This is a genomic window from Mesorhizobium koreense (assembly GCF_031656215.1).
In the GTDB taxonomy this organism is placed as follows: domain Bacteria; phylum Pseudomonadota; class Alphaproteobacteria; order Rhizobiales; family Rhizobiaceae; genus Mesorhizobium_L; species Mesorhizobium_L koreense.
The window spans coordinates 4,198,333-4,220,222 of sequence record NZ_CP134228.1 but is presented as its reverse complement, the minus strand read 5'-3'; the positions used below and the strand labels follow the sequence as shown (position 1 = coordinate 4,220,222).

Sequence of the window (21,890 nt, the reverse complement as noted above, 5' to 3'; positions counted from 1 at the left end):
AAAAACGCTAGCCTTTGAAGATGGACCTGCACGACCTCAAGAGGAAGCCTCGCGGGGCAGGCTATCTGGACGACCAGTTCCTGGTCGCCATGCCCGGCATGCTCGACGAGCGTTTCGCCCGTTCGGTCGTCTATGTCTGCGCGCATGGCGAGGACGGCGCGCTCGGCATCATCGTCAATCAGAAGCAGCAGATGCGCTTTCCCGACCTTCTCGTCCAGCTTGGCGTCGTCAAGGAGAAGGAAGCGATCCATTTGCCGGTGGAGACGCGCGATCTTGTCGTGCGCCATGGCGGCCCGGTGGACAGGAGCAGGGGCTTTGTCCTCCATAGCGGCGATTTCGTCGTGGAATCGTCCATGCCGGTGTCGGACGCGGTGTGCCTTACCGCGACCGTCGACATATTGCGCGCCATTTCCGCCGGTCGCGGTCCCGAGCACGCGCTGATGGCGCTCGGCTATTCGGGCTGGGGCGCCGGCCAGCTTGAAACCGAGATCGCGCAGAATGGTTGGCTGACCTGCCCGGCCGATCCCGAATTGCTGTTCGGCGACGACATCGACAGCATGTACGACCGCATCCTGGCCTCGATCGGCGTGGACGTCACGCATCTGAGCAGCGTCGCGGGCCATGCCTGAGCCTGGCGCGTGCCATAATGAGGCCGTCATAAGCTAATCGTATGACCCGTACCTCGCGCCTTGCGCGATCGGTTCTCAACAAGGGAGAAGTTTGATGTCCTCGTCCGCGCTCAGCAAGATCGCCATCGCCGCCCTCGGTATCCTCGCCTTCAAGAACCGCGACAAGATCGGCGGCATGCTGGGCGAACTTGGCGACAGCCTTGGTGTCACGCCGGGTTCTTCGGGTCCGTCCACCGGCGGACTGGGCGATCTGCTCGACAGCTTCAAGAAGGCAGGGCAGGGCGATGCGGCCGATTCCTGGGTGGGCACCGGCCCGAACAAGACCATCGCGCCGGAGCATGTCGAGAAGGCGATAAGCCCTGCAGTTCTCGACCAGATCGCCCAGCAGACCGGCATGTCGCGTGAGGAAATCCTCGACAGGCTGTCGAAGGATATCCCCGATGCGGTGAACGAGATGACCCCAGACGGCAAGCTTCCGCCCGAACCGGCCGGCAAGGGACCGTGGGCCGCGTAGGGAAACTCCGTTTGTAGTGGTGTGTCCTTTGAGGCTCGCTTCGCTCGCACCTCAGGATAAGGGGCTCAGAGCCTGCCGCGCTTACATTTCAGGATAAAGGAAATCTGCGCTTGGGTCTCCACACCCATGGGTACGACGGAAGCTCGCTTCGATCGAAATCCGCTTTTGTGATCCCCCGCGCTTCCGGATAAGGCTCGTGGCACAAACCTCCCTCATCCTGAGGCGCGTGCGAAGCGAGCCTCGAAGGACGCACCGAACTGCGCTGTCCGCCTTACTCTGCCGCGCCCGATTTTGCGCGGGAAGCCGCGAGTTCTTCCTTCAAAAGCCTGAGCATGGCTTCAGCGGGGCCGGGCGCGCCGAAGGCAAAGCTCTGCACGAATTCGCAGCCCATCTCGCGTAACTGATGTGCGTCCGCCTCGTTCGAGACACCTTCCGCCACCACGGCAAGCCCGAGTTCGTGCGCCATGCTGATGATCGACTTCAACAGCACGGGCCGCTTGGGGCTGGGGTCGTCGATGAAGCTCTTGTCGATCTTGATCGTGTCGAAGGGGAAGCGCGTCAGATAGGAGAGCGAGGAATAGCCTGTGCCGAAATCGTCGAGCGACAGACCGATACCAAGCCGTTTCAGCCTCGCCAGCACATGGGTGGACTGTTCCGGATTGTCCATGACGAGCGATTCGGTCAGTTCGAGCCGGAAGCAGCGCGGCTCGAGATTGGAGCGGGCGATGACGGAACGAACGTCCGTGACGAGGTCGCGCCTCAGAAGCTGCCGGCTGGAAAGGTTGACCGAGACCGAGAGCGGCACGTCGCCGACCAGCTTCTGCCATCCGGCGAGGTCGTCGGCTGCCTGTTGCATGGCGAACAGGCCGAGCGGCACGATCAGCCCGCAATTCTCGGCGATCGGGATGAAGTCGGAAGGTGGTATCGTGCCGCGGCGAGGGTTGTCCCAGCGCAAGAGCGCCTCGAACCCTGCGACCGAATGGTCTTCCAGCCGTACGATCGGCTGATAAACGAGCTTGATCTCGTGGCGCTCCAGCGCCCGCCTCAGATCGGACTCCAGTTGCAGGCGGTCCGAACCGGCGGCGCGGAAGGCGGGCCGGAAGGGTTCAATCCGGTCGCCGCCAAGCCTTTTCGCCTGGTGTACCGCAAGCTCCGCATCCTTGACCATGTCCTCGGCGCTTGCCTGCGTTCCGGTCCAGCTCACCAGCCCGATCGAGGCGGTGAGCACGATTTCCCGCCTCGCGAAAGTGATCGGCGAACGGATCGCGTGGTTGATCGCCTCCGCCACCGAGGCGATGCGGCCCGGCTCGCTTTCCGAGAGCAGCATCAAGGCGAACTGGTCGCCTCCCAGCCGCGCAAGTGAATCGCGCGGCTTCAGGAGCCTGTGCAGCCGCCGCGCGATCGTCAGCAGGATCGTGTCCCCGGCCGAAATGCCGAGGCTGTCATTGACCTGCTTGAAGCGGTCGATATCGATGAAATAGACGGTCGGGCGGACGCTCTCCTCCATCCTCGCGATCGAGATCATCGCCTCCAGCCGGTTGAGGAAGAGCTCGCGGCTCGGCAATCCGGTGAGGTTGTCGTGCACGGCGTCGTGCATCAGCCGTTCTTCGGCCTTTTTCTGCTCCGTCACGTCGGCGAGCGTCCCGACGCAGCGGATGATCTCGCCGTCCGATCCCATCACCGGCCGGGCCCTGAGCGTGAACCAGCGGTAATGACCGTCGGCGCCGCGCAGGCGCAGGTCCTGCGAAATCCTGCCCCGCTTGTGCTCAAGCACCACGTCGAGCGTCGTACGGAACGTATCGCGATCCTCGCTGTGGAGCAGCGGCAGCCAGGTGCGCACCGCGCCCTGGAGGCTGCCTTGCGGCAGGCCGAGCAGCCCGCTGATATCCGGCCGCGTCACGACGCGATCGCGCGCCACGTCCCAGTCCCAGACGATGTCGCCCGAGCCGGTGATGGCGAGCGCCTGCCGCTCCAGATCGCTGAACAGCCCCTGGTGAACGCCGCCGCCGGCCAGCGCGTGCTGCATCACGGTGAAGCCGATGAGGAGAACGATCAGCACCAGCCCGCCGCCGAGCGCCGGCTGGACGATGTCGTTGTTGAGCATCCCGGTGATGGCCATCCACGATCCGCCGAGCCACACCAACACCATGAGCCAGCTCGGGATCAGCATGATTGCGCGGTCGTAACCGCGGAAGCTCAGGAAGGCGATGAGGCCGAGACCGACGATGGCGGTCGCGGCCAGCGAGATGCGGGCAAGTCCCGCCGCCATCTCGGGATCGTAGACTGCCACGCCGGCGATCGCCGCCAGCCCCGCCATCCAGGCGAACACGCCATAACTGAAATGGCCGTGCCAGCGGTTGAGATTGAGATAGGCAAAAAGGAAAATGACGAAGGTCGTCGCCAGGCCCACCTCCGCGCCGGCCCGCCATACCTGTTCGTTGCCGGGCGATATGGCGATGACCTTGGAAAGGAAGCCGAAATCGATGCAGATATAGGCAAGGACAGCCCAGGCGAGCGCCGCCGTCGCGGGAAAGAGCGAGGTTCCCTTGACCACGAACAGGATGGTCAGGAACAGCGCCAGGAGCCCGGAGATGCCTATGACGATACCGCGATAGAGCGTGTAGGAATTGACCGTGTCCTTGTAGGCGCCGGGAGACCACAGATAGATTTGCGGCAGCGTGGGTGCGGTCAACTCGGCCACGAAGGTGACGACCGATCCGGGATTGAGCGTCACGAGGAACACATCGGAATCGGGGCTCGCCTGCCGGTCGAGCGCGAACCCCTCGCTTGGCGTTATCGCGGCGATGCGCTTGGTGCCGAGATCTGGCCAGATGATGCCCGACCCGACCAGGCGGTAATGTGGCGCCACGATCAGCCGGTCGATCTGCTGGTCGGTCGTGTTGGCGAGCGCGAAGACGGCCCAGTCGCCGCTGGCGTGCTGGTCCTTCGCCTCCACCTCGATGCGCCGCACGATGCCGTCGGCGCCCGGCGCGGTGGAAACCTGGAAACTGTCGCCCTTGTCGCGATAGATCTGGACGGCGCGGGAGAGATCGAGCGCCACGTCGTCGCGCGAAATCTTGATCGGCTCCACGGCACGGGCGGACAGGATCGGGAACAGTCCGACCAGCAGGACAAGTGCAAGGATCAATCGGTCGGGATGAAATCTTCGCACTTGATCCGTTCGCCTTCTCACGCGGTATTGCCGGTTCGCCCCCAGGGAGCGGGGAAGTCGCTGGCAATCAGCGCGTAGAGATAGTGATCCTGCCAGCTTCCGTTGATCCTGAGATAGGATTTGAGAAGCCCTTCGCGCGTGAATCGGGCTTTTTCAAGCACCCGTATCGACCGCCTGTTGTCGGGAATACAGGCGGCTTCGATCCGGTGCAACCCGAGCGTATCGAACGCATAGGGGATAACCAGGTTGACCGCTTCGAGCATCAGGCCCCTGCCAGCGTGGCGTTCGCCGACCCAGTAGCCGATCTGGGCGGATTGGGAGACACCGTGACGGATATTGCCGAGCGTGATGCCGCCGGCAAGCGCGCCGTTCTGGTTGAGAAAGATGAAGAAAGGTACCGCGCTGCCACGCTGATAGTCCTCCCGGTAGCGCTGCAGGCGCATGCGCCATGCCTGCCGCTCCAGTTCGTCCGGCGCCCAGCGTGGCTCCCACGGTTCGAGGAAGCTGCGGCTTACTTCGCGTAGCGCCGCCCATGCGGCGTAGTCTGCGCTCACCGGCATGCGGAGCGTGATGCGCTTGCCTTTGAGAACCGGCGTATCGCGTTTGAGAAAAGAAAGCGCGAGCATGCTTGACCAGGGTGGCGACCCCCTCAGCCGGCGAGGCGCCGCACCGACGGCGTCGGTCCCGCGAGCGATTCACGGATCGTCTCGAAGGCCGGCAGCGCCCCCACCGGGCCTATCGCCGCGACGGTCGGCTTGGTAGCGAAGAGCCGCTCGGCAAGGTCCCTCAGACGCTCCGTGGTGATCGCCGAGAGCCGTTCGACAAGCTCCTGCATGGGAATCGGCCGGCCGTAGAGCATGAGTTGGCGGGCGATCTGCGAGGCGCGGCTGGCCGCGCTTTCCTGCGACATCAGAAGGCCGGCGCGGTATTGCGCGCGCGCCCGGTTGAGCTCTTCGGGCAGAATATTCTCGCCCGCGCGCTGCAATTCGTCGAGGATGACCGGCACCAGCCTGGCGATGTCTTCCTTGCCTGTCGCGGCATGTACGCCGAAGACGCCGGTGTCCGAGAAGCCCCAATGGAAAGCGTAGACCGAATAGCAGAGGCCGCGTTTCTCGCGAACCTCTTGGAAGAGACGGGACGACATGCCTCCGCCGAGGACCATCGAAAGAAGCTGGGACGCATAGAAATCGCGCACATGATAGGCGCGGCCCTCGAAGCCGAGCAGGATCTGCGCGTCCATCAGGCCGCGATCCTCCCGGTAGTCGCCGCCGACATAGTTGGCGTATTGCGGCAGCACGCTTTCCGCTTTCGGGCGGAAGCCGCCCAGCCGCGACTCCACCTGCCGCAAGAACTCGTCATGCCTGACGGCGCCGGCAGCCACCACAACCATGCGGTCGGCTCCATATTGCCGGTCCATGTAGGAGCGAAGCTGGGCCGAAGTGAAGGACTTCACCGTCTCCGGCGTGCCAAGGATGGAGCGGCCGATCGTCTGGTGGCGGAAGGCTGTCTCGGTGAACCGGTCGAAGACGATATCGTCCGGCGTGTCATAGGCGGCACCGATCTCCTGCAGGATGACGTGCTGTTCGCGCTCCAGTTCACCCGGATCGAAGCGTGAATCGGTGAGGATGTCGGAAAGGATATCGACGGCGAGCGGCACGTCGTCGGCAAGAACGCGGGCGAAGAAGGCGGTCGTCTCTACGCTGGTCGCGGCATTGATCTCGCCGCCGACGTCTTCGATCTGCGAGGCGATATCCCAGGCCGAGCGCTGCCCCGTTCCCTTGAAGGCCATGTGCTCGAGGAGGTGGGCGATGCCGTGTTCATCGTCACGCTCGTTTCGCGCCCCTGACTTGACCCAGACGCCGAGCGCGACGGTTTCGATGGAAGGAATGGTTTCGGTCGCAACCGTCAGGCCGTTCGAAAGACGGCTAACCTCGACACCCATTAATGAGATACTCCTTGTACGCGCGCCGCCCGTGTGCGTCGCATGACGTAATCTTCCAACATTTTCGGGTCGGAGGGAAGCACCGTGAAGGTTTCCTTGCGCTGCATCAAGTCCGAGAGAAAGGCGGGCAGCGCCGGCGCGACGCCGCTCGCTTCCCTGACGGCCGTCGGGAATTTGGCGGGATGCGCGGTTGCCAGCACGACCATCGGCGCACTCCGATCAGCATTGTCGCGCGCGACCCTGATGGCGGTCGCCGTATGCGGATCGAGGAGATAGCCGTCCTGTTCGAGGATGCCGCGGATGGTTTCAGCCGTTTCGGCCATGGTCGAGCGTCCGGCCGTAAATTCCTGACGGATCGATGAAAACTGGCGTTTCTCCAGATCGAACACGCCGGATTGCTTCAGGCTTTCCATCTCGCGCCGCACCAGCGCGGCGTCGCGGCCTGCCGCCTCGAAGAGCAGCCGCTCGAAATTGGATGATATCTGTATGTCCATCGAAGGCGAGGTCGTCTCCACTACCTTGCGCGTCTCGTATCGGCCGCTGCGAAGCGTGCGCGCCAATATGTCGTTGTCGTTGGTGGCGATGACGAGGCGGTCGACCGGCAAGCCCATCCGCTTGGCGGCGTAGCCGGCAAAGATGTCGCCGAAATTTCCGGTCGGCACCGTGAAGGAGACCGGCCGGTCCGGCGCACCGAGCGAGACGGCGGCAGAAAAATAGTAGACGATCTGGGCCATGATGCGCGCCCAGTTGATCGAATTGATGCCGGAGAGCGAAACCGCATCGCGGAATTGATGATTGTTGAACAGGCCTTTGACGAGCCCCTGGCAGTCGTCGAAATTGCCCTCGATCGCCAGCGCGTGGACGTTGACGGCGGTCGAACTCGTCATCTGGCGCTGCTGCACCGGCGAGACGCGGCCGTGCGGGAAAAGGATGAAGATGTCGGTGCGATCGCGCCCGGCGAAGGCATCGATGGCCGCGCCACCCGTATCGCCTGAAGTGGCGCCGACGATCGTCGCGCGTTCGCCGCGCTCGGCAAGCACATGGTCCATCAGGCGCGCCAGAAGTTGCATGGCGACGTCCTTGAAGGCGAGCGTCGGCCCATGGAAGAGTTCCAGCACGAATTCGTTCGCGCCCGTCTGCACCAGCGGACACACCGCATCGTGCCGGAAGGTTGCATAGGCCTCATGCACGATGGCGGAGAAGGTCCTTGCGTCGATCTCGCCGCCAGTGAACGGCGTCAGCAGCCTGACGGCCATTTCCGGATAGGACAGGCCGCGAAGGGCTCGGATCTCCGCCGCGCCGAAATGCGGCCATTCTTCGGGTAGATAAAGCCCGCCGTCGCGGGCGAGCCCGGCGAGAAGCGTATCGGAAAAGCCAAGCGCTGGGGCCTCGCCTCTGGTGCTGATATACTGCATTTTCTGTCGGTCCGTCGCGTTCCGCCTTCAAGCTCCGAGGGAAAACCGTTTCCCTCGGTCGCATTTCCGATCCGGCGTTGATATAGACACCTTCTTCGCGGCGAGGAAACAGGTTGAGGGAGTTTCGTGTGTTCGAGAGCAGATTTCCAGCTTCATTGTGCGCGGCCGGTCTTATCCTGGCGCTCGCCGGTTGCCAATCTGGCGGGGGTTTGAGCAAGCTCGATCCGGGGGTGAAGGACGCGCCGCCTCCGCCGTCCACCAAGATCAGCGAGAAGGACCTTCTGGCGTATTGCCCGACTGTCACGCTGCGTGAGGGCACGGCCTTCTATAGCCAATATGCCAAGGGCGCCAAGAAGACCAAGAAGGACGAAGACGATCCGCTGGCAAACCCCAATGCGCAGCCGGATAATTCAGCCGGTCTGATCTATCAGGCTTCGATCACCGACGTAACGCGCTCCTGCAACTACCAGGGCGGCATGCTGACCATGACCGTTGCGGTCGCCGGCAAGGTCGTGCCGGGACCGATGGGCAAGACCGGCGCGGTGACGCTGCCGATCCGTATCGCGGTGCTGCGTGACGGCGACGTCATCTACTCCAATCTCGCGAAATATCCGGTGCAGGTGAGCGACACGTCCGAAGCCGCGCAGTTCCTCTACAGCAATGCAAACGTCACCTTCGACGCGCCGGCCAAGCGTAACATCCAGATCTTCGCCGGCTTCGACGGGGGCGCAGAGGCAGGAAAGTCGAAGAAGAAATAGCGTATGGCGGGCGGAGCAGTCCCTACAGCGGCTCCGCCCATTCCGACAGCGCAGCGAGGACGGCCGGAAATTCCGCCCAGCGGCGGATGACGGTCTCCGCGCCGGCTTCGGTCAGCCGGTCGGCATGGCCCGGATAGGAATGCGACGCGCCGGTAAAGCCGATGACCCGCATGCCGGCGGCCCTCGCGCCGGTCACGCCATGCACCGAATCCTCGATGACGAAGGTCTGTTTCGGATCGGCCTTGAGCTTCTCCGCCGCGTATAGAAAGACATCCGGCGCCGGCTTGGTGCGCTTCGAGGGGATTTCGAGGCTCGAGAAGATCAGGCCTTCGAAAAGCGGCATCAGCCCCGCTCTCGTCAGCGAAAGCGTCACGCGCTTCGTGCTCGAATTCGAACAGATACAACGCGGCCCCTTCACGGAAAGAACGGCATTGCGTGCGCCTTCGATCGGCCGCACCTCGCCACCGAGCCGTTTATCGATCAGTTCTTCGGTCCGCGCGATGATGGAGGCCTGGAAGGGCAGGCCGGTCTCGGCCTCGATCCTGAGCAGCATGTCGGTGAATGTCAGTCCGGCAAAGCGCTCGGAAAGCTCGTCTGCATCGATTTCGTAGCCAGCCCTCGTCAGCACCTCGGCCTCGACGCGGGCGGCGATGACTTCCGAATCGACGAGCACGCCGTCGCAATCGAAGATGACCAGTTCGGGAGCCGGCATATCGGGATTCCAATTGTTGGAGGATTGCCGGACATCTATGCATTCCGGCCGCGCGTGGCAACCGCGCCCCGATGGCACACCTCGCCAAGGGCACTCACGATCCGGGCGCCCATTTCATTAAATGTTTACCGAGAAGAGTAACCATAACGATCGGTAAAGAGTAACGCGTGTCTCGGGTACATTCATGTCGTCTTCTTCTAATTTCGCCGAAGAGGTTTCGCCTGTCGCCGGGAGGGCGGCGTGGCTGGATACGATCATCAAGGGCGACTGCGTTGCGGCGCTGGAAAGGCTGCCGGAAAAATCGATCGATATCGTCTTCGCCGACCCGCCTTACAATCTCCAACTCGACGGCGATCTCCATCGTCCGGACCAGTCGAAGGTCGACGCAGTCGACGATGCGTGGGATCAATTTGAAAGCTTCGCCGCCTATGATGCCTTCACCCGCGCCTGGCTTCTTGCCGCCCGCCGCGTGCTGAAGCCCAACGGGACGATCTGGGTGATCGGCTCCTACCACAACATCTTCCGCGTCGGCGCCATCATGCAGGATCTCGGCTTCTGGTTCCTGAACGATATCGTCTGGCGCAAGACGAATCCGATGCCAAATTTCCGCGGCCGCCGCTTTCAGAACGCCCACGAGACCATGATCTGGGCTTCCCGCGACGCCAAGGCGAAGGGCTATACATTCAATTACGAGGCATTGAAGGCCGCGAACGATGACCTCCAGATGCGTTCGGACTGGCTCTTCCCGATTTGCACCGGCGCGGAGCGCCTGAAGGGCGAGGACGGCTCCAAGGTACATCCCACGCAAAAACCCGAAGCGCTCCTGGGCCGTATCATGATGGCTTCGACCAAGCCCGGCGATGTCGTGCTCGACCCGTTCTTCGGTTCCGGCACGACCGGCGCGGTGGCAAGGCGCCTCGGCCGCCATTTCGTCGGCGTCGAGCGCGAGCAGGCCTATATCGACGCAGCAACGGCACGCATTGCCGCCGTCGAGCCGCTGGCGGAAGGCGACCTGACCGTCATGACCGGCAAGCGTGCCGAACCGCGTGTCGCTTTCGCGAGCCTTCTGGAAGCCGGGCTCGTACGCCCCGGCACCGTGCTTTACGATTCACGCCGCCGCTTCGCCGCTTCGGTCCGCGCCGACGGTACGCTCTCCGCCGACAGCCGCGCCGGCTCGATCCATCGGCTGGGCGCCATCGTGCAAGGGCTCGATGCCTGCAATGGCTGGACCTTCTGGCACTACGAAGAGAAGGGCAGGCTGAAGCCCATCGACGAGTTGCGTGCGGTGGTGCGCCAACGGCTGCAGGTCAGCGCGGCGTAGACTGGATCATATCTCGATCCCGTAACCCACGAGGTCTTTGCGAAGCGTTTCGGCGTTGGTGAACAGCACTGCGTTCCAACCCGCCGCGCGTGCGCCTTCGACATTCTTGGCGCTGTCGTCGATGAAGATCGTGGCCTTCGGATCGAGGCCGAAAGCTGTGACGTGGTGATCGAAGATGGCGCGATCAGGTTTGATCGCCCGGATGTCGCCGGATACGGTCACGCCGCGCGGCCTGGCGAGAAATGTAAAGCGCTCTCGCGCCTCGATGAATGTGTCGGAGGCGAAGTTGGTCAGCATGGTAACGTCGTAGCCCTGGTCGATCAGCGTTTCCATGATGGCGACGCTCTCCTTATAGGCATGCGGCACCATCTCGTGCCAATTCCGGCGAAAGCCACGGATGTTCTCCGCCTCGTCCGGATAATCGGCGATCAATAGCGCCTCGGCCTCTTCCCAGGTGCGGCCGCGATCCTGCTCGATGTTCCATTCGGGCGTGCAGATTTCCGCGAAGAACCAACGCCGCTTCTCTTCGTCGGGGATAAGGCGGCGGTAGGGCAGTTCCGGATCGTAATGGATCAGCACCTTGCCGATATCGAAGACGATGTGGCGGATTTCGCTCATGCTTTTCTCGCTTTAGGAGGATGCGGACGCTTCGTCGCTCCGGGAACGGCCGCCTCGATGGCCTTTTTCATGATTGTCGGCAAGGCCTCGTCGCATATTTCACCCGCAGGCGACCACCAATAGTCCACCGGCGCGGCAAGGTCTTGCGGATCGGCCCGATAGACCTGCAGTTCCAGCGCGAAATGCGTGAAGACATGGGTGATCGCGCCGGCATGTTTCCAGCCGGCGGCAAAAGGCGCGGCATCGCTGCCGGTGGCCCCATCCTGCCGCGCCGTCCATCCGGTCGTGGGCACTTCGGTCATTCCGCCGAGCAGGCCGGTTTCCGGGCGCCGCCTCAGAAGGATGGCGCCGTCCGGCCGCACCACGACAAAGGCGGCGCCGACGCGCCGCGGTTTTTCCGAGCGGATCGCCGGCACCGGAAAGCGCTCCGGTTCACCCCTTGCAAGTGCTGTGCAATTCTCGCGTAACGGACATAGAAAGCAGGCCGGCCTGCGCGGCGCGCAGATGGTTGCGCCGAGATCCATCATGGCTTGCGCGAAATCGCCCGGCCGATCGGCTGGCGTCATGGCATCGACGATTTCGCGGATTTCGCGCTTGGCCTCGCGCACCGGAAGCTCGATGGCACAAAGCCGCGCGACGACGCGTTCGACATTGCCGTCCACCACCGCCGTCCTGAGATCGAAGGCGATGGCACCGATCGCGGCCGCCGTGTAGTCGCCGATGCCGGGCAGTGACTTCAGGCCGGCTTCGGTCGAGGGGAAGATACCGCCCAACCGACCGGCCACCTCGTCGGCGCATTTCTTGAGGTTGCGTGCCCTCGAATAGTAACCGAGGCCCGCCCAAGCCTTCATTACGTCCTCGGTCGCGGCGGCCGCGAGCGCCAGCACGTTCGGCCATTTGCCGATGAATTTCAGGAAATAGGGTTTGACGGTCTCGACTCCCGTCTGCTGGAGCATGATCTCCGAAAGCCAGACATGATAAGGGTCCGGCCGGTTCCCGTGCCTTAGTTCGGCAGGCGGCGTACGCCACGGCAGGTCGCGGTGGTGACGGTCGTACCAGGCGAGCAGCGCCGGGGCGATAGCGGCTTGCTTTTCGTCTGTGCGGTTGATCGTTCGGGCTGCGGGTGGCATGGATTTCTGCGGAAGAGAACTTGTAAGACCTAACCACTATCATGGAGCGAGGTCATGGCAGGCAAGAGGCAAGGAAGGCACGCCGTCCCCGTCGGCGACCTCGCCACGTCCATCCTCGACCCGGTCATGCGCAAGCGCGCTGGTATGTCGACGGCGCTTCTGCAGTGTTGGGACGAGATTGTCGGCGAACGGCTTGCGCCGCACACCCGGCCTGAGCGTATCGCCTGGCCTCGCCGCCACGACGAGGACGATCCGTTCGAACCGGCGATGCTGGTCGTCGCTTGCGAGGGTGCGGCGGCGCTGAGACTACAGCACCAGACAGCCGAAATCATCAGCCGCGCCAATGCTTTCCTGGGGTTCGCCGCCATCGGCCGGGTAAAAATCGTACAGAAGAAGGTAACGTACGCCACACCTCCGGAAAAGCCGTCGCTGCGCGCGCTGACGGACAGGGAGAGGGCGCGCGTCGCATCTTCTGTCGGACCGATCACCGACGACGCGCTGCGCGCCTCGCTCGAACGTCTCGGCCGTTCGGTGCTGGCCTCACGGCAGCCGAAATGACCGGAGTGCTCGCAAAATGGTGAACGGAGTGTCTGTCTCGACCGTGGGCACGCGTCCCGCCCATGCCATAATTCCCGAGAAGTCTCGCTTTCCTTGCATTTCCCATGTCAAATTCAGGCAACCGACAGGTGATTCGTATGAACCGTTCCCTCGACCGTAGAAATGTCCTTCTGGCGCTGGCGGGCCTGCCGGCCGCAGGGCTTCTCCTTTCGGGCAGCAGCGATGCGTATGCCGCCACCCCGGCAGCAGCGCCCCAGCCGGAAGGCTCGGTGGATGTCGCGAAGCTCATGCAGCCCGGCGCCTTGCCGGACATGCAACTCGGCAAGGACGACGCGCCGGTGACGATCGTCGAATATGCGTCGATGACATGCCCGCATTGCGCTCATTTCGACGTCGTGACGCTGCCGGAACTGAAGAAGAAATACATCGATACCGGAAAGGTAAGGCTGATCCTGCGCGAATTCCCGTTCGATCCCCGCGCCGAGGCCGGTTTCATGTTGGCGCGCTGCTCCAAGGACAAATATTTCGCCATGGTGGACGTGCTGTTCCATCAGCAGGAGAGTTGGGCGCGCGCGAACGATGCTAAGTCGGCGCTGCTGCAAATCTCCAAGCTTGCCGGTTTTACACAGGAGTCCTTCGAGGCCTGCTTGACGGACCAGAAGCTGCTGGACCAGATCAGGGCGGTCAAGAACCGCGGCGAAAAAGACTTCGGCGTCGACGCTACGCCGACCTTCTTTGTCAACGGAAAGAAATATCCCGGGGCTTTGTCGATTGAAGAGATGTCGGCGATCATCGACCCCTTGCTTTAAGGGGCTGACCGGCGCGATCCGCATCGCGCCCGTTGGCGGGCGCGTGCGATGAAATTCTCGCGCCTTCGTCTGCTCGGCTTCAAATCCTTCGTCGAACCTGGCGAGTTCGTCATTGAGCGCGGCCTGACCGGCGTGGTCGGGCCGAACGGCTGCGGCAAGTCGAACCTCGTCGAGGCGCTGCGCTGGGTGATGGGCGAAAGCTCGTTCAGGAACATGCGCGCGTCGGGCATGGACGACGTGATCTTTTCCGGCTCCTCGACCCGGCCGGCGCGCAACACGGCCGAGGTGACCCTTTTCCTCGACAATATCGACCGCAGCGCCCCGCCTTCCTTCAACGACGCCGACGAATTGCAGGTGTCGCGCCGTATCGAGCGCGAGGCCGGCTCCGTCTACCGCATCAACGGCCGCGAGGCACGCGCCAAGGACGTGCAGCTTCTTTTCGCCGACCAGTCGACCGGCGCGCGTTCGCCCTCGATGGTGGGGCAGGGCCGCATCGGCGAACTCATCCAGGCCAAGCCGCAGGCCCGCCGTGCTCTCCTGGAAGAGGCGGCGGGCATTTCCGGCCTGCATACGCGCCGTCACGAGGCCGAGCTTCGCTTGCGCGCGGCGGAACAGAACCTCGAACGTCTCGACGACGTGGTTGGCGAACTGGAAAGCCAGATCGAGAGCCTGAAACGCCAGGCGCGGCAGGCATCACGCTTCAAGAACCTTTCAGCCGATATCCGCAAGGCAGAGGCGACGTTGCTGCATCTGCGCTGGACGCAGGCAAAGGCGCAGGAGGCGGAGGCGCAGTCCGCACTTTCCGCCGCCACTTCCGTTGTCGCGGAAAAGGCGGCCGCCCAGATGGAGGCGGCAAAGGCGCAGGCGATCGCCGCCAAGGGCCTGCCGGGCTTGCGCGAGGCGGAGGCGGAGGCCGCCGCCGCCTTGCAGCGCCTCACCATCGCCCGCGCCCAGATGGAGGAGGAGGCGGAACGCATGCGCGCCCGCCGCGACGAATTGCAAAAGCGCGTCGCCCAGCTTGACGCCGACATCGAGCGCGAGCGCCGGATGGTCCGCGATAATGCCGAGACGCTGGCGAGGCTCGATGAAGAGGACAAGTCGCTTGCCGAAGAAGAGGCTGGCGCCTCCGGCCGTGAGGCGGGACTGAAGGAAGCGCTGGAGAAGACGGCAGCGACGCTTGCCGCGAGCGAAGCCGAATTGACGACGGCGACCTCCGGCCGTGCGCAGGCTTCCGCCGAGCGCGCACAGATCGAACGCAATCTGCGCGAAAGCGGCGAGCGCCGCGATCGGCTGGAACGCCAGCTAGCCGATCTCGACCGCGAGACGGCCGAAATCTCGGAGCGTATTTCGGCGCTCGCCGATCCGGCGGAAAAACGGGTGCTGGTCGAAGAGGCGGAGACGGCCGCTAATGCGGCGGAGGCCGCCGCCGCGGCGACGGAACGAGAGGTCGAGGAGAAGCGTGCGGCCGAAGCGTCGCTGCGTGCCCCGCTGCAGGATGTGCGAGCGGAACTGAGCCGCATAGAGACCGAAGCGCGCACGTTGGCGAAGATCATTAACGCCGCCTCCGGCGACCTGTTCCCGGCGGTGCTCGAAAAGGTGAAGGTCAATCGCGGCTTCGAGGCCGCGCTCGGCGCCGCGCTTGGCGAGGATCTGGACGCGCCGCTCGACCGGAGCGCGCCGGTGCATTGGGGCGAAGCGCCGCCTGCCGGAGCCGATCCGAACCTGCCGGATGGTGCCGCGCGGCTTGCCGACATGGTGGATGCGCCCCGAGAGCTTGCGCGGCGGCTGGCGCAGATCGGCGTTGTGGACGCTGCCGATGGCGCGAGACTTCAGGCGCTTTTGAAACCCGGGCAGCGGCTTGTCAGCAAGGAGGGCGGTCTCTGGCGCTGGGACGGTTATACGGCAAGCGCCGATGCGCCGACGCCGGCCGCGCAGCGTCTCGCGCAGAAGAATCGGCTGGCGGAACTCGACGGCGAGGCGGTCGAAGCGACAAAGCGCGTCCGCGCGGCGGAAGAAGCGCTTGCCGGCAGCGAGAAGGCCGTGCGCGAGGCGGTAGAGCGGGAGCGCGCCGCGCGCGAGGCGCAGCGCAATGCGCAGCGCGCGTTCAGCGATGCCCGAACCGCGCTTGCCGAGGCGGAAAAGGCGGCGGGTGCCCTGTCGAGCAGGCGTGCCGCATTGACGGAATCGCGCGACCGCATCGTGGAAAGCCGCGACGAGGCCGTGCAGTCCTTCGCGACAGCGGAGGTGGCGTTGTCGCAGGCGCCCGACCTGTCGGCGTTGGAAAAGGTGATCACCGAGGTTTCTACGCGGGTCGCGGCGGAACGTGCGGCCACTGCCGAGGCGCGCGCGGCATATGAAGGCCTGCGCCGTGAGACCGAGATGCGCCAGCGTCGTCTGGCCGCGATCGTGACCGAACGCGAGAGCTGGCGCTCGCGTGCTGAAAACGCCGATCGCCAGATCGCCGCGCTGTCAGAGCGACGCACCGAGGCGTCGGCCGAGTTCAACAGGCTTTCCGATGCGCCCGACGAGATCGACGCCAGACGGCGTAAGCTGATGTCGCAGCTTTCTGAAGTCGAGACGCTGCGCAAGGCCGCTGCCGACCGCTTGCAGGAAGCCGAGAACCGCCAGGCAGAGCTCGACAAGGCGGCAACCGCCGCGATCCAGGCGCTGGCGGACGCGCGCGAGGCGCGCGCGCGCGCCGAGGAACGCCTGACGGCGGCTGACGATAGGCGGCGCGACGCCGAAGTGCGTATCCAGGAGACGCTTGGCACGCCTCCGCATCTGGTTATCAAGCACACCGGACTCGCGCCGGGCGATCCCCTGCCGGACGCCGATGACATTGAGCGGCGGCTTGAGAAATTGCGGATCGAGCGCGAGCGGCTCGGCGCCGTCAATCTACGCGCCGAAGAGGAGCAAAAAGAACTTTCCGAGCGGCTGGAGACGATCGTTTCCGAGCGGGAAGACATTATCGAGGCGATCCGCAAATTGCGCCAGGCGATCCAGAGCCTCAACCGTGAAGGCCGTGAGCGGCTGCTCGAAGCCTTCGGCGTAGTGAACGGCCATTTCCAGAAGCTTTTCACCTCATTGTTCGGCGGAGGTACGGCGGAACTTCAACTGGTCGAATCGGAAGACCCGTTGGAAGCCGGGCTGGAAATTCTGGCCCGCCCACCCGGCAAGAAGCCGCAGACCATGACACTTTTGTCCGGCGGCGAGCAGGCCTTGACGGCGATGGCGCTGATCTTCGCCGTCTTCCTCACCAATCCGGCGCCGATCTGCGTGCTGGACGAAGTCGACGCGCCGCTCGACGACCACAACGTCGAACGCTTCTGCAATCTCATGGACGAGATGTCGAAATCGACCGAGACCCGCTTCGTCGTCATCACCCACAACCCCATCACCATGGCGCGCATGGACCGTCTCTTTGGTGTCACCATGGCAGAGCAGGGCGTCAGCCAGCTCGTCTCCGTCGATCTCCAGACCGCCGAGCAGATGCGCGAGGCGAGCTGAACTCTCTTCTGCCTTTTACTCTCCCCACACCGCCAGTTCATTCCCTGCCGGATCGGTGAAATGGAAGCGCCGCCCGCCAGGGAAAGCGAAGATAGGTCGCACGATCTTTCCGCCGGCCGCTTCCACGGCGTCCTTTGTCGCCTCCAGATTTTCCGAATAAAGCACCGGCAGCGCTTCTCCGGCATCCGCCTGGAAGCCGCCGTCGAGTCCTTCCGAAAAGGCCGCATAGGTCGGGCCGTAATCCGTGAAACTCCAGCCGAAGGCGCGGCTGTAGAAGGATTTTGTCGAATCGAGCGTGCCGCCCGTCGCCTGCATTTCTAGATAGTCGAACTTACCTGTCTGTCGCATCGGAAACCTCATATGTTCCCTTTTTGTTCTAGTAGATCACACCTTGAAAGGCAAGCCGAAAATCCAGCGGCAAACTTAATCGATTGGATGAAGCGGAACGTGTCGGGTCGCCTTGCGTTTGCCGATGTGCCACCCTATCCGTCTCATTCGATGGCGATCAGGGCTGGCCATACGCGATAATCTGCGAGGGATTTCATGACGAAATGGGTCTACAGCTTTGGCGACGGCAAGGCGGAAGGCCGCGCCGGCGACCGCAACCTCCTTGGCGGCAAGGGCGCTAATCTGGCGGAGATGTCGAGCCTCGGCCTGCCGGTACCCCCTGGGTTCACCATCACCACCGAAGCCTGCAACACCTATTTCGAGAAAGAAGAGAAATATCCCGAAGGTCTCAAGGACGAGGTCGAGAAGGCGCTCGCCGAGGTCGGCCGCATTGTTGGCCGTAAATTTGGCGATCGGCAAAATTCGCTCCTCGTCTCCGTGCGTTCGGGTGCACGGGCATCCATGCCCGGCATGATGGACACGGTCCTGAACCTCGGCTTGAACGACGAGACGGTGAAGGCGCTGGCCGAGGAATCCGGCGACGAGCGCTTCGCCTATGACAGCTACCGCCGCTTCATCCAGATGTATTCCGATGTCGTGCTCGGCGTCGACCACGGAAACTTCGAGGAGATACTGGAGGACGAGAAGGCGAAGCTCGGTCACGACCTCGATACGGAGCTGACCGCAGCCGAATGGCGCGCGGTCATCGACCTCTATAAGGCCAAGGTGAAGGAAGAACTCGGCGAACCTTTCCCGCAGGAGCCGCAGGCCCAGCTCTGGGGCGCGATCGGCGCCGTCTTTTCAAGCTGGATGAACCAGCGCGCCATCACCTATCGCCGCCTGCACGACATTCCCGAAAGCTGGGGCACGGCCGTCAATGTCCAGGCCATGGTCTTTGGCAATCTTGGCGACGATTCCGCAACCGGCGTCGCCTTCACCCGTAACCCCTCCACTGGCGACAATCAGCTCTATGGCGAATTCCTGGTCAATGCGCAGGGCGAGGACGTGGTCGCCGGTATCCGTACGCCGCAAAACATCACCGAGGCCGCGCGCCAGGCCGCAGGGTCCGACAAGCCTTCGTTGGAGAAGGTGATGCCGGATGCCTTCGCCAGCTTCGTGGATATCTCGAGCCGGCTGGAATCCCACTACCGCGACATGCAGGACCTCGAATTCACCATCGAGCGCGGCAAATTGTGGATGCTGCAGACCCGCAACGGCAAGCGCACGGCCCGTGCAGCGATGAAGATCGCCGTCGACATGGCTGCCGAGGGGCTGATCTCGAAGGAAGAAGCCGTCCAGCGCGTCGAGCCGGCCTCGCTCGACCAGCTTCTGCATCCGACCATCGACCCGGATGCGAAGCGCGATGTGATCGGTATCGGCCTGCCCGCGTCACCCGGTGCTGCCACCGGTGAAATCGTATTTTCGTCGGAAGCCGCGGAAGAAGCGAAGAAAGCCGGCCGCAAGGTCATCCTCGTGCGGGTCGAGACGAGCCCGGAGGACATTCATGGCATGCATGCGGCCGAGGGCATCCTGACCACGCGCGGTGGCATGACCAGCCACGCCGCCGTCGTCGCGCGGGGCATGGGCAAGCCCTGCGTCTCCGGCGCGGGATCGCTACGCGTCGACTACCGCAAGGGCGAACTCATCGCGGCCGGGGCGACGCTCAAGGCAGGCGACCTGATCACCATCGACGGCGGCAACGGCCAGGTCCTGAAAGGCGAGGTCGCCATGCTTCAGCCCGAGCTTTCCGGCGATTTCGCCGCGATCATGGAATGGGCCGACCAGATCCGCCGCATGAAGGTGCGCACCAATGCCGAAACACCGGCAGATGCCCGCACCGCGCGCTCCTTCGGCGCCGAGGGCATCGGGCTCTGCCGCACCGAGCACATGTTCTTCGAGGGCGACCGCATCGTCGCCATGCGCGAGATGATCCTTGCCGATACGGAGGAGGGCCGCCGCGCGGCACTTGCCAAGCTGCTCCCCATGCAGCGCTCGGACTTCGTCGAGCTTTTCGAGATCATGGCCGGGCTGCCCGTCACCATCCGCCTGCTCGACCCACCGCTGCACGAATTCCTGCCGAAAACGGAAGAAGAGATCGCCGAGGTGGCGAAGGCGATGGGCGTTTCCGCCGATAAGCTCCGCCAGCGAACCGAGGCGCTGCACGAGTTCAACCCGATGCTCGGCCATCGCGGCTGCCGGCTGGCGGTCTCCTATCCGGAGATCGCGGAAATGCAGGCGCAGGCGATCTTCGAGGCCGCGGCTGAGGCCGCCAGGAAGACCGGCAGCCCGGTCGTACCGGAGGTCATGGTGCCGCTGGTCGGCATCGTCAAGGAACTCGAATACGTCAAGCAGCGCATCGACGACGTGGCCAAAAAGGTGATGGAGAAGTCGGGCAGGAAAATCGACTATCTCGTCGGCACCATGATCGAACTGCCGCGCGCGGCATTGCGCGCCGATGCGATCGCCAAGGATGCGGAGTTCTTCTCCTTCGGGACCAATGATCTGACGCAGACGACTTTCGGTATTTCCCGCGACGACGCGGCCTCTTTCCTGGAAGTCTACCGCAAGAAGGACATCATCGCGCAGGACCCGTTCGTCAGCCTGGACGTAGAAGGCGTCGGCGAACTGGTGAGGATCGCGGCGGAGAAGGGCAGGGCGGCCCGCAAAGGGATAAAGCTCGGCATCTGCGGCGAGCATGGCGGCGACCCGTCCTCCATCCGCTTCTGCGAGGAAGTCGGGCTAGACTACGTCTCCTGCTCCCCCTTCCGCGTCCCGATTGCAAGGCTCGCTGCCGCACAAGCGGCGGCGAGGAGTTAGCAGGCTCCTTTCCTCGCCCCCATGTCGGACATTGCGCTGACTACGTCCGCATCCTGCAAGCGGCCATCGTTTATTCCCTCGCTTGAGGCCGCTTTGCGCAGTGAAGCGGCCTTCTCGAGCTGATGCAGATAGGCAGCGGGCAAACAGGGCGTGAATGCCGAGTGACTTCAGCTAGTCCGGAGTCTAGGCTCCAATGCCCTTATGCCAGCATGAAGAGCGCGCCCTATGCCCCGCTTTCTCGCCGTCTACACCATGAAATCCGAAGACCTCGCCCGCTTTCGCAACCTGCCCAAGCCTGAGCAGAATGCGATCGACACCGCCGGGTTAAAGCAGTGGGCGGACTGGGAGGAGAGGAACGCCGCATCGTTCCCCGATCGTGGCGGCATGGTCGGGAAGACGACGCGCGTGACCAAGGACGGTATCGCCGGCGCCGTGAACCCCTTCTGCGGCTACATTGTCGTCGAGGCCGAAACCATCGAGGCCGCCGCCCGCCTCTTCGAGAACCACCCGCATTTCTCCGTATTTCCTGGAGACGGCGTGGACATCATGCCCTTCCTCACCGACCCCGCGCCCTCCGCCTGAGTCGCATAGGTCACGACCCGATGACTGTTCGGCTACTGCTTTACATCGTACCTGAGACGTAGCTCAACGACATCCGCTTCGCACCCTCATGTCAGCCGTCCAAGACCCCGTTTATACTGCCTGAAAGCGGACATTGCCGGTGATTATGCCTGAGATCATAGTCGCGCTACGCATGATCAGTTGCGTCAAACCCTTTGGATTTATGCCCGAAGGCTCCGAGGTGCGCCCTTCGCTGTTGTTAGGCGTCCTTTACATCGGCGGCGTAATGCCGTCATGGCCGACAATCACACGCTGAGCGCTGATTTTCGTGCCGTCCTTTTTTGCGCCCACGAAAACGGGAGCATTGGGCTTGAGGTCTGATTTCTTTGCCGGGGCGAAGGTCACGACAGGCGTCTTGTCGGTGATGGTGATCTTCCTCGAGCCGCCACGATACGCAACGGTGACGGTCTGGCCGTTGACCTGCTTGACCGCCTTCGCCACGGTGCCGTTGGTCATGTTGCTCTTCGGTTTCAGATCCCAGGCATAATCGCCTTCGCCCGCCCCTTTCATCGAAGCGGGAAAGACCACCACCTCCAGCGCGCCATTGTCGCCATTCTTCTTCGAAACGGAGGCGATGCCGACAAAATCACCCGGCTTGATATCGTGAATGGATGCCTTGGTGACACCCGTAATCTTCCAGTCGCCGCTGAGGTCGATCGTGTCCGTCGAACCTTCACGCGTCTTTACGGTCATCGTCTGGCCGTTCACTGCTTCGATCGTTCCTCGGACATTGATGGCGGAGGCAGCCTCAGCGGATATGGCCGACAGAGCGAGAGCGGAGGTGACGAACACCGCGGTTGAAAACCTGGAAATCATGAGTGGTTCCTTTTTTTAAAGCGTGAGGAAAACACCGGGCAAGAATAGTCCCGAACAAACGCCTCCCGTTCACTTCCGCCTTCAAAAGATTTTGACGCCACCGTCATCCGAAACTCCGTTGACCGACGAGAGGCAGGACTTTCTACCGAGATCAGCTCGCTCGT

18 protein-coding genes are annotated in these 21,890 nt (G+C 63.4%); 9 read left to right on the top strand and 9 right to left on the bottom strand.

Features of this window, described 5'->3' with window-relative positions:
* Positions 1–20: 20 nt before the first annotated feature.
* Positions 21–629, top strand: a complete 609-nt coding sequence (locus tag RBH77_RS20065; protein WP_311032625.1) for a YqgE/AlgH family protein — start codon at positions 21–23, stop codon at positions 627–629.
* Positions 630–723: 94 nt separating this feature from the next.
* Positions 724–1,143 carry a YidB family protein gene (locus RBH77_RS20060; RefSeq protein ID WP_311029326.1) on the top strand — a complete coding sequence of 140 codons (420 nt, stop codon included), beginning with the start codon at positions 724–726 and terminating at the stop codon, positions 1,141–1,143.
* 271 nt (positions 1,144–1,414) lie between these two features.
* On the opposite strand, the gene RBH77_RS20055 is transcribed toward RBH77_RS20060, so the two are convergent.
* From RBH77_RS20055 to thrC, 4 genes are read right to left on the bottom strand one after another with little or no spacing between them, the layout of a single operon-like run.
* Entirely contained in the window at positions 1,415–4,291 is a 2,877-nt protein-coding gene (locus tag RBH77_RS20055) for an EAL domain-containing protein (RefSeq protein ID WP_311032624.1), read from the bottom strand.
* Positions 4,292–4,332: 41 nt separating this feature from the next.
* Entirely contained in the window at positions 4,333–4,941 is a 609-nt protein-coding gene (locus RBH77_RS20050; protein WP_311029325.1) for a GNAT family N-acetyltransferase, read from the bottom strand.
* A gap of 23 nt (positions 4,942–4,964) precedes the next feature.
* The gene (locus RBH77_RS20045) at positions 4,965–6,257 is read right to left on the bottom strand and encodes a M16 family metallopeptidase (protein WP_311029324.1); all 1,293 of its coding nucleotides are present in this window, start codon (positions 6,255–6,257) and stop codon (positions 4,965–4,967) included.
* Complete coding sequence (gene thrC / locus RBH77_RS20040; protein ID WP_311029323.1) at positions 6,257–7,672, bottom strand: threonine synthase; 1,416 nt, start codon at positions 7,670–7,672, stop codon at positions 6,257–6,259. The genes RBH77_RS20045 and thrC overlap by 1 nt, the downstream gene beginning before the upstream one ends.
* 209 nt (positions 7,673–7,881) lie before the next feature.
* On the opposite strand from thrC, the gene RBH77_RS20035 reads away from it, so the two are divergent.
* Complete coding sequence (locus RBH77_RS20035; RefSeq protein WP_311029322.1) at positions 7,882–8,430, top strand: hypothetical protein; 549 nt, start codon at positions 7,882–7,884, stop codon at positions 8,428–8,430.
* Positions 8,431–8,452: 22 nt separating this feature from the next.
* Here the strand turns inward: RBH77_RS20035 and RBH77_RS20030 are convergent, their stop codons facing one another.
* Positions 8,453–9,142: an HAD family hydrolase gene (locus RBH77_RS20030; RefSeq protein ID WP_311029321.1), complete on the bottom strand. Its 690-nt coding sequence runs from the start codon at positions 9,140–9,142 to the stop codon at positions 8,453–8,455.
* 184 nt (positions 9,143–9,326) lie between these two features.
* Between RBH77_RS20030 and RBH77_RS20025 the strand changes: the two genes are divergently transcribed.
* On the top strand, positions 9,327–10,463 hold the full coding sequence (locus RBH77_RS20025; protein ID WP_311029320.1) for a site-specific DNA-methyltransferase: 1,137 nt from the start codon (positions 9,327–9,329) through the stop codon (positions 10,461–10,463).
* 6 nt (positions 10,464–10,469) lie between these two features.
* On the opposite strand, the gene RBH77_RS20020 is transcribed toward RBH77_RS20025, so the two are convergent.
* Together RBH77_RS20020 and mutY are read right to left on the bottom strand one after the other, a co-directional pair.
* The gene (locus tag RBH77_RS20020) at positions 10,470–11,081 is read right to left on the bottom strand and encodes an HAD family hydrolase (RefSeq protein ID WP_311029319.1); all 612 of its coding nucleotides are present in this window, start codon (positions 11,079–11,081) and stop codon (positions 10,470–10,472) included.
* Positions 11,078–12,211, bottom strand: a complete 1,134-nt coding sequence (gene mutY / locus RBH77_RS20015; RefSeq protein WP_311029318.1) for an A/G-specific adenine glycosylase — start codon at positions 12,209–12,211, stop codon at positions 11,078–11,080. Before mutY ends, RBH77_RS20020 begins: the two co-directional genes overlap by 4 nt.
* A 54-nt stretch (positions 12,212–12,265) precedes the next feature.
* On the opposite strand from mutY, the gene RBH77_RS20010 reads away from it, so the two are divergent.
* The 3 genes from RBH77_RS20010 to RBH77_RS20000 all read left to right on the top strand — a co-directional run bounded on the left by RBH77_RS20010 (position 12,266) and on the right by RBH77_RS20000 (position 17,085).
* Complete coding sequence (locus tag RBH77_RS20010) at positions 12,266–12,769, top strand: DUF721 domain-containing protein (protein ID WP_311029317.1); 504 nt, start codon at positions 12,266–12,268, stop codon at positions 12,767–12,769.
* 137 nt (positions 12,770–12,906) lie between these two features.
* A complete protein-coding gene (locus RBH77_RS20005) occupies positions 12,907–13,578 on the top strand; it encodes a DsbA family protein (RefSeq protein ID WP_311029316.1) in 672 nt (223 codons plus the stop codon).
* A gap of 48 nt (positions 13,579–13,626) precedes the next feature.
* Positions 13,627–17,085: a chromosome segregation SMC family protein gene (locus tag RBH77_RS20000; protein ID WP_311029315.1), complete on the top strand. Its 3,459-nt coding sequence runs from the start codon at positions 13,627–13,629 to the stop codon at positions 17,083–17,085.
* Between the two features lie 15 nt (positions 17,086–17,100).
* On the opposite strand, the gene RBH77_RS19995 is transcribed toward RBH77_RS20000, so the two are convergent.
* Positions 17,101–17,433 carry a VOC family protein gene (locus RBH77_RS19995; protein ID WP_311029314.1) on the bottom strand — a complete coding sequence of 111 codons (333 nt, stop codon included), beginning with the start codon at positions 17,431–17,433 and terminating at the stop codon, positions 17,101–17,103.
* Positions 17,434–17,628: 195 nt separating this feature from the next.
* Here RBH77_RS19995 and ppdK point away from each other — a divergent pair, with 195 nt between their 5' ends.
* Positions 17,629–20,289: a pyruvate, phosphate dikinase gene (ppdK, locus tag RBH77_RS19990; RefSeq protein WP_311029313.1), complete on the top strand. Its 2,661-nt coding sequence runs from the start codon at positions 17,629–17,631 to the stop codon at positions 20,287–20,289.
* A 225-nt stretch (positions 20,290–20,514) separates the two neighbouring features.
* Positions 20,515–20,871, top strand: coding sequence for a hypothetical protein (locus RBH77_RS19985; protein WP_311029312.1), 357 nt, complete (start codon positions 20,515–20,517; stop codon positions 20,869–20,871).
* Positions 20,872–21,120: 249 nt separating this feature from the next.
* On the opposite strand, the gene RBH77_RS19980 is transcribed toward RBH77_RS19985, so the two are convergent.
* Positions 21,121–21,726: a hypothetical protein gene (locus tag RBH77_RS19980; protein ID WP_311029311.1), complete on the bottom strand. Its 606-nt coding sequence runs from the start codon at positions 21,724–21,726 to the stop codon at positions 21,121–21,123.
* Positions 21,727–21,890: the final 164 nt, after the last annotated feature.

Bases quoted from the DNA above. Each gene is read 5' to 3' on its own strand.
- RBH77_RS20065 (WP_311032625.1), top strand. From the start codon at position 21: ATGGACCTGCACGACCTCAAGAGGAAGCCTCGCGGGGCAGGCTATCTG.
- RBH77_RS20060 (WP_311029326.1), top strand. From the start codon at position 724: ATGTCCTCGTCCGCGCTCAGCAAGATCGCCATCGCCGCCCTCGGTATC.
- RBH77_RS20050 (WP_311029325.1), bottom strand. From the start codon at position 4,941: ATGCTCGCGCTTTCTTTTCTCAAACGCGATACGCCGGTTCTCAAAGGC.
- RBH77_RS20045 (WP_311029324.1), bottom strand. From the start codon at position 6,257: ATGGGTGTCGAGGTTAGCCGTCTTTCGAACGGCCTGACGGTTGCGACC.
- thrC (WP_311029323.1), bottom strand. From the start codon at position 7,672: ATGCAGTATATCAGCACCAGAGGCGAGGCCCCAGCGCTTGGCTTTTCC.
- RBH77_RS20030 (WP_311029321.1), bottom strand. From the start codon at position 9,142: ATGCCGGCTCCCGAACTGGTCATCTTCGATTGCGACGGCGTGCTCGTC.
- RBH77_RS20025 (WP_311029320.1), top strand. From the start codon at position 9,327: ATGTCGTCTTCTTCTAATTTCGCCGAAGAGGTTTCGCCTGTCGCCGGG.
- RBH77_RS20020 (WP_311029319.1), bottom strand. From the start codon at position 11,081: ATGAGCGAAATCCGCCACATCGTCTTCGATATCGGCAAGGTGCTGATC.
- mutY (WP_311029318.1), bottom strand. From the start codon at position 12,211: ATGCCACCCGCAGCCCGAACGATCAACCGCACAGACGAAAAGCAAGCC.
- RBH77_RS20010 (WP_311029317.1), top strand. From the start codon at position 12,266: ATGGCAGGCAAGAGGCAAGGAAGGCACGCCGTCCCCGTCGGCGACCTC.
- RBH77_RS20005 (WP_311029316.1), top strand. From the start codon at position 12,907: ATGAACCGTTCCCTCGACCGTAGAAATGTCCTTCTGGCGCTGGCGGGC.
- RBH77_RS20000 (WP_311029315.1), top strand. From the start codon at position 13,627: ATGAAATTCTCGCGCCTTCGTCTGCTCGGCTTCAAATCCTTCGTCGAA.
- RBH77_RS19995 (WP_311029314.1), bottom strand. From the start codon at position 17,433: ATGCGACAGACAGGTAAGTTCGACTATCTAGAAATGCAGGCGACGGGC.
- ppdK (WP_311029313.1), top strand. From the start codon at position 17,629: ATGACGAAATGGGTCTACAGCTTTGGCGACGGCAAGGCGGAAGGCCGC.
- RBH77_RS19985 (WP_311029312.1), top strand. From the start codon at position 20,515: ATGCCCCGCTTTCTCGCCGTCTACACCATGAAATCCGAAGACCTCGCC.
- RBH77_RS19980 (WP_311029311.1), bottom strand. From the start codon at position 21,726: ATGATTTCCAGGTTTTCAACCGCGGTGTTCGTCACCTCCGCTCTCGCT.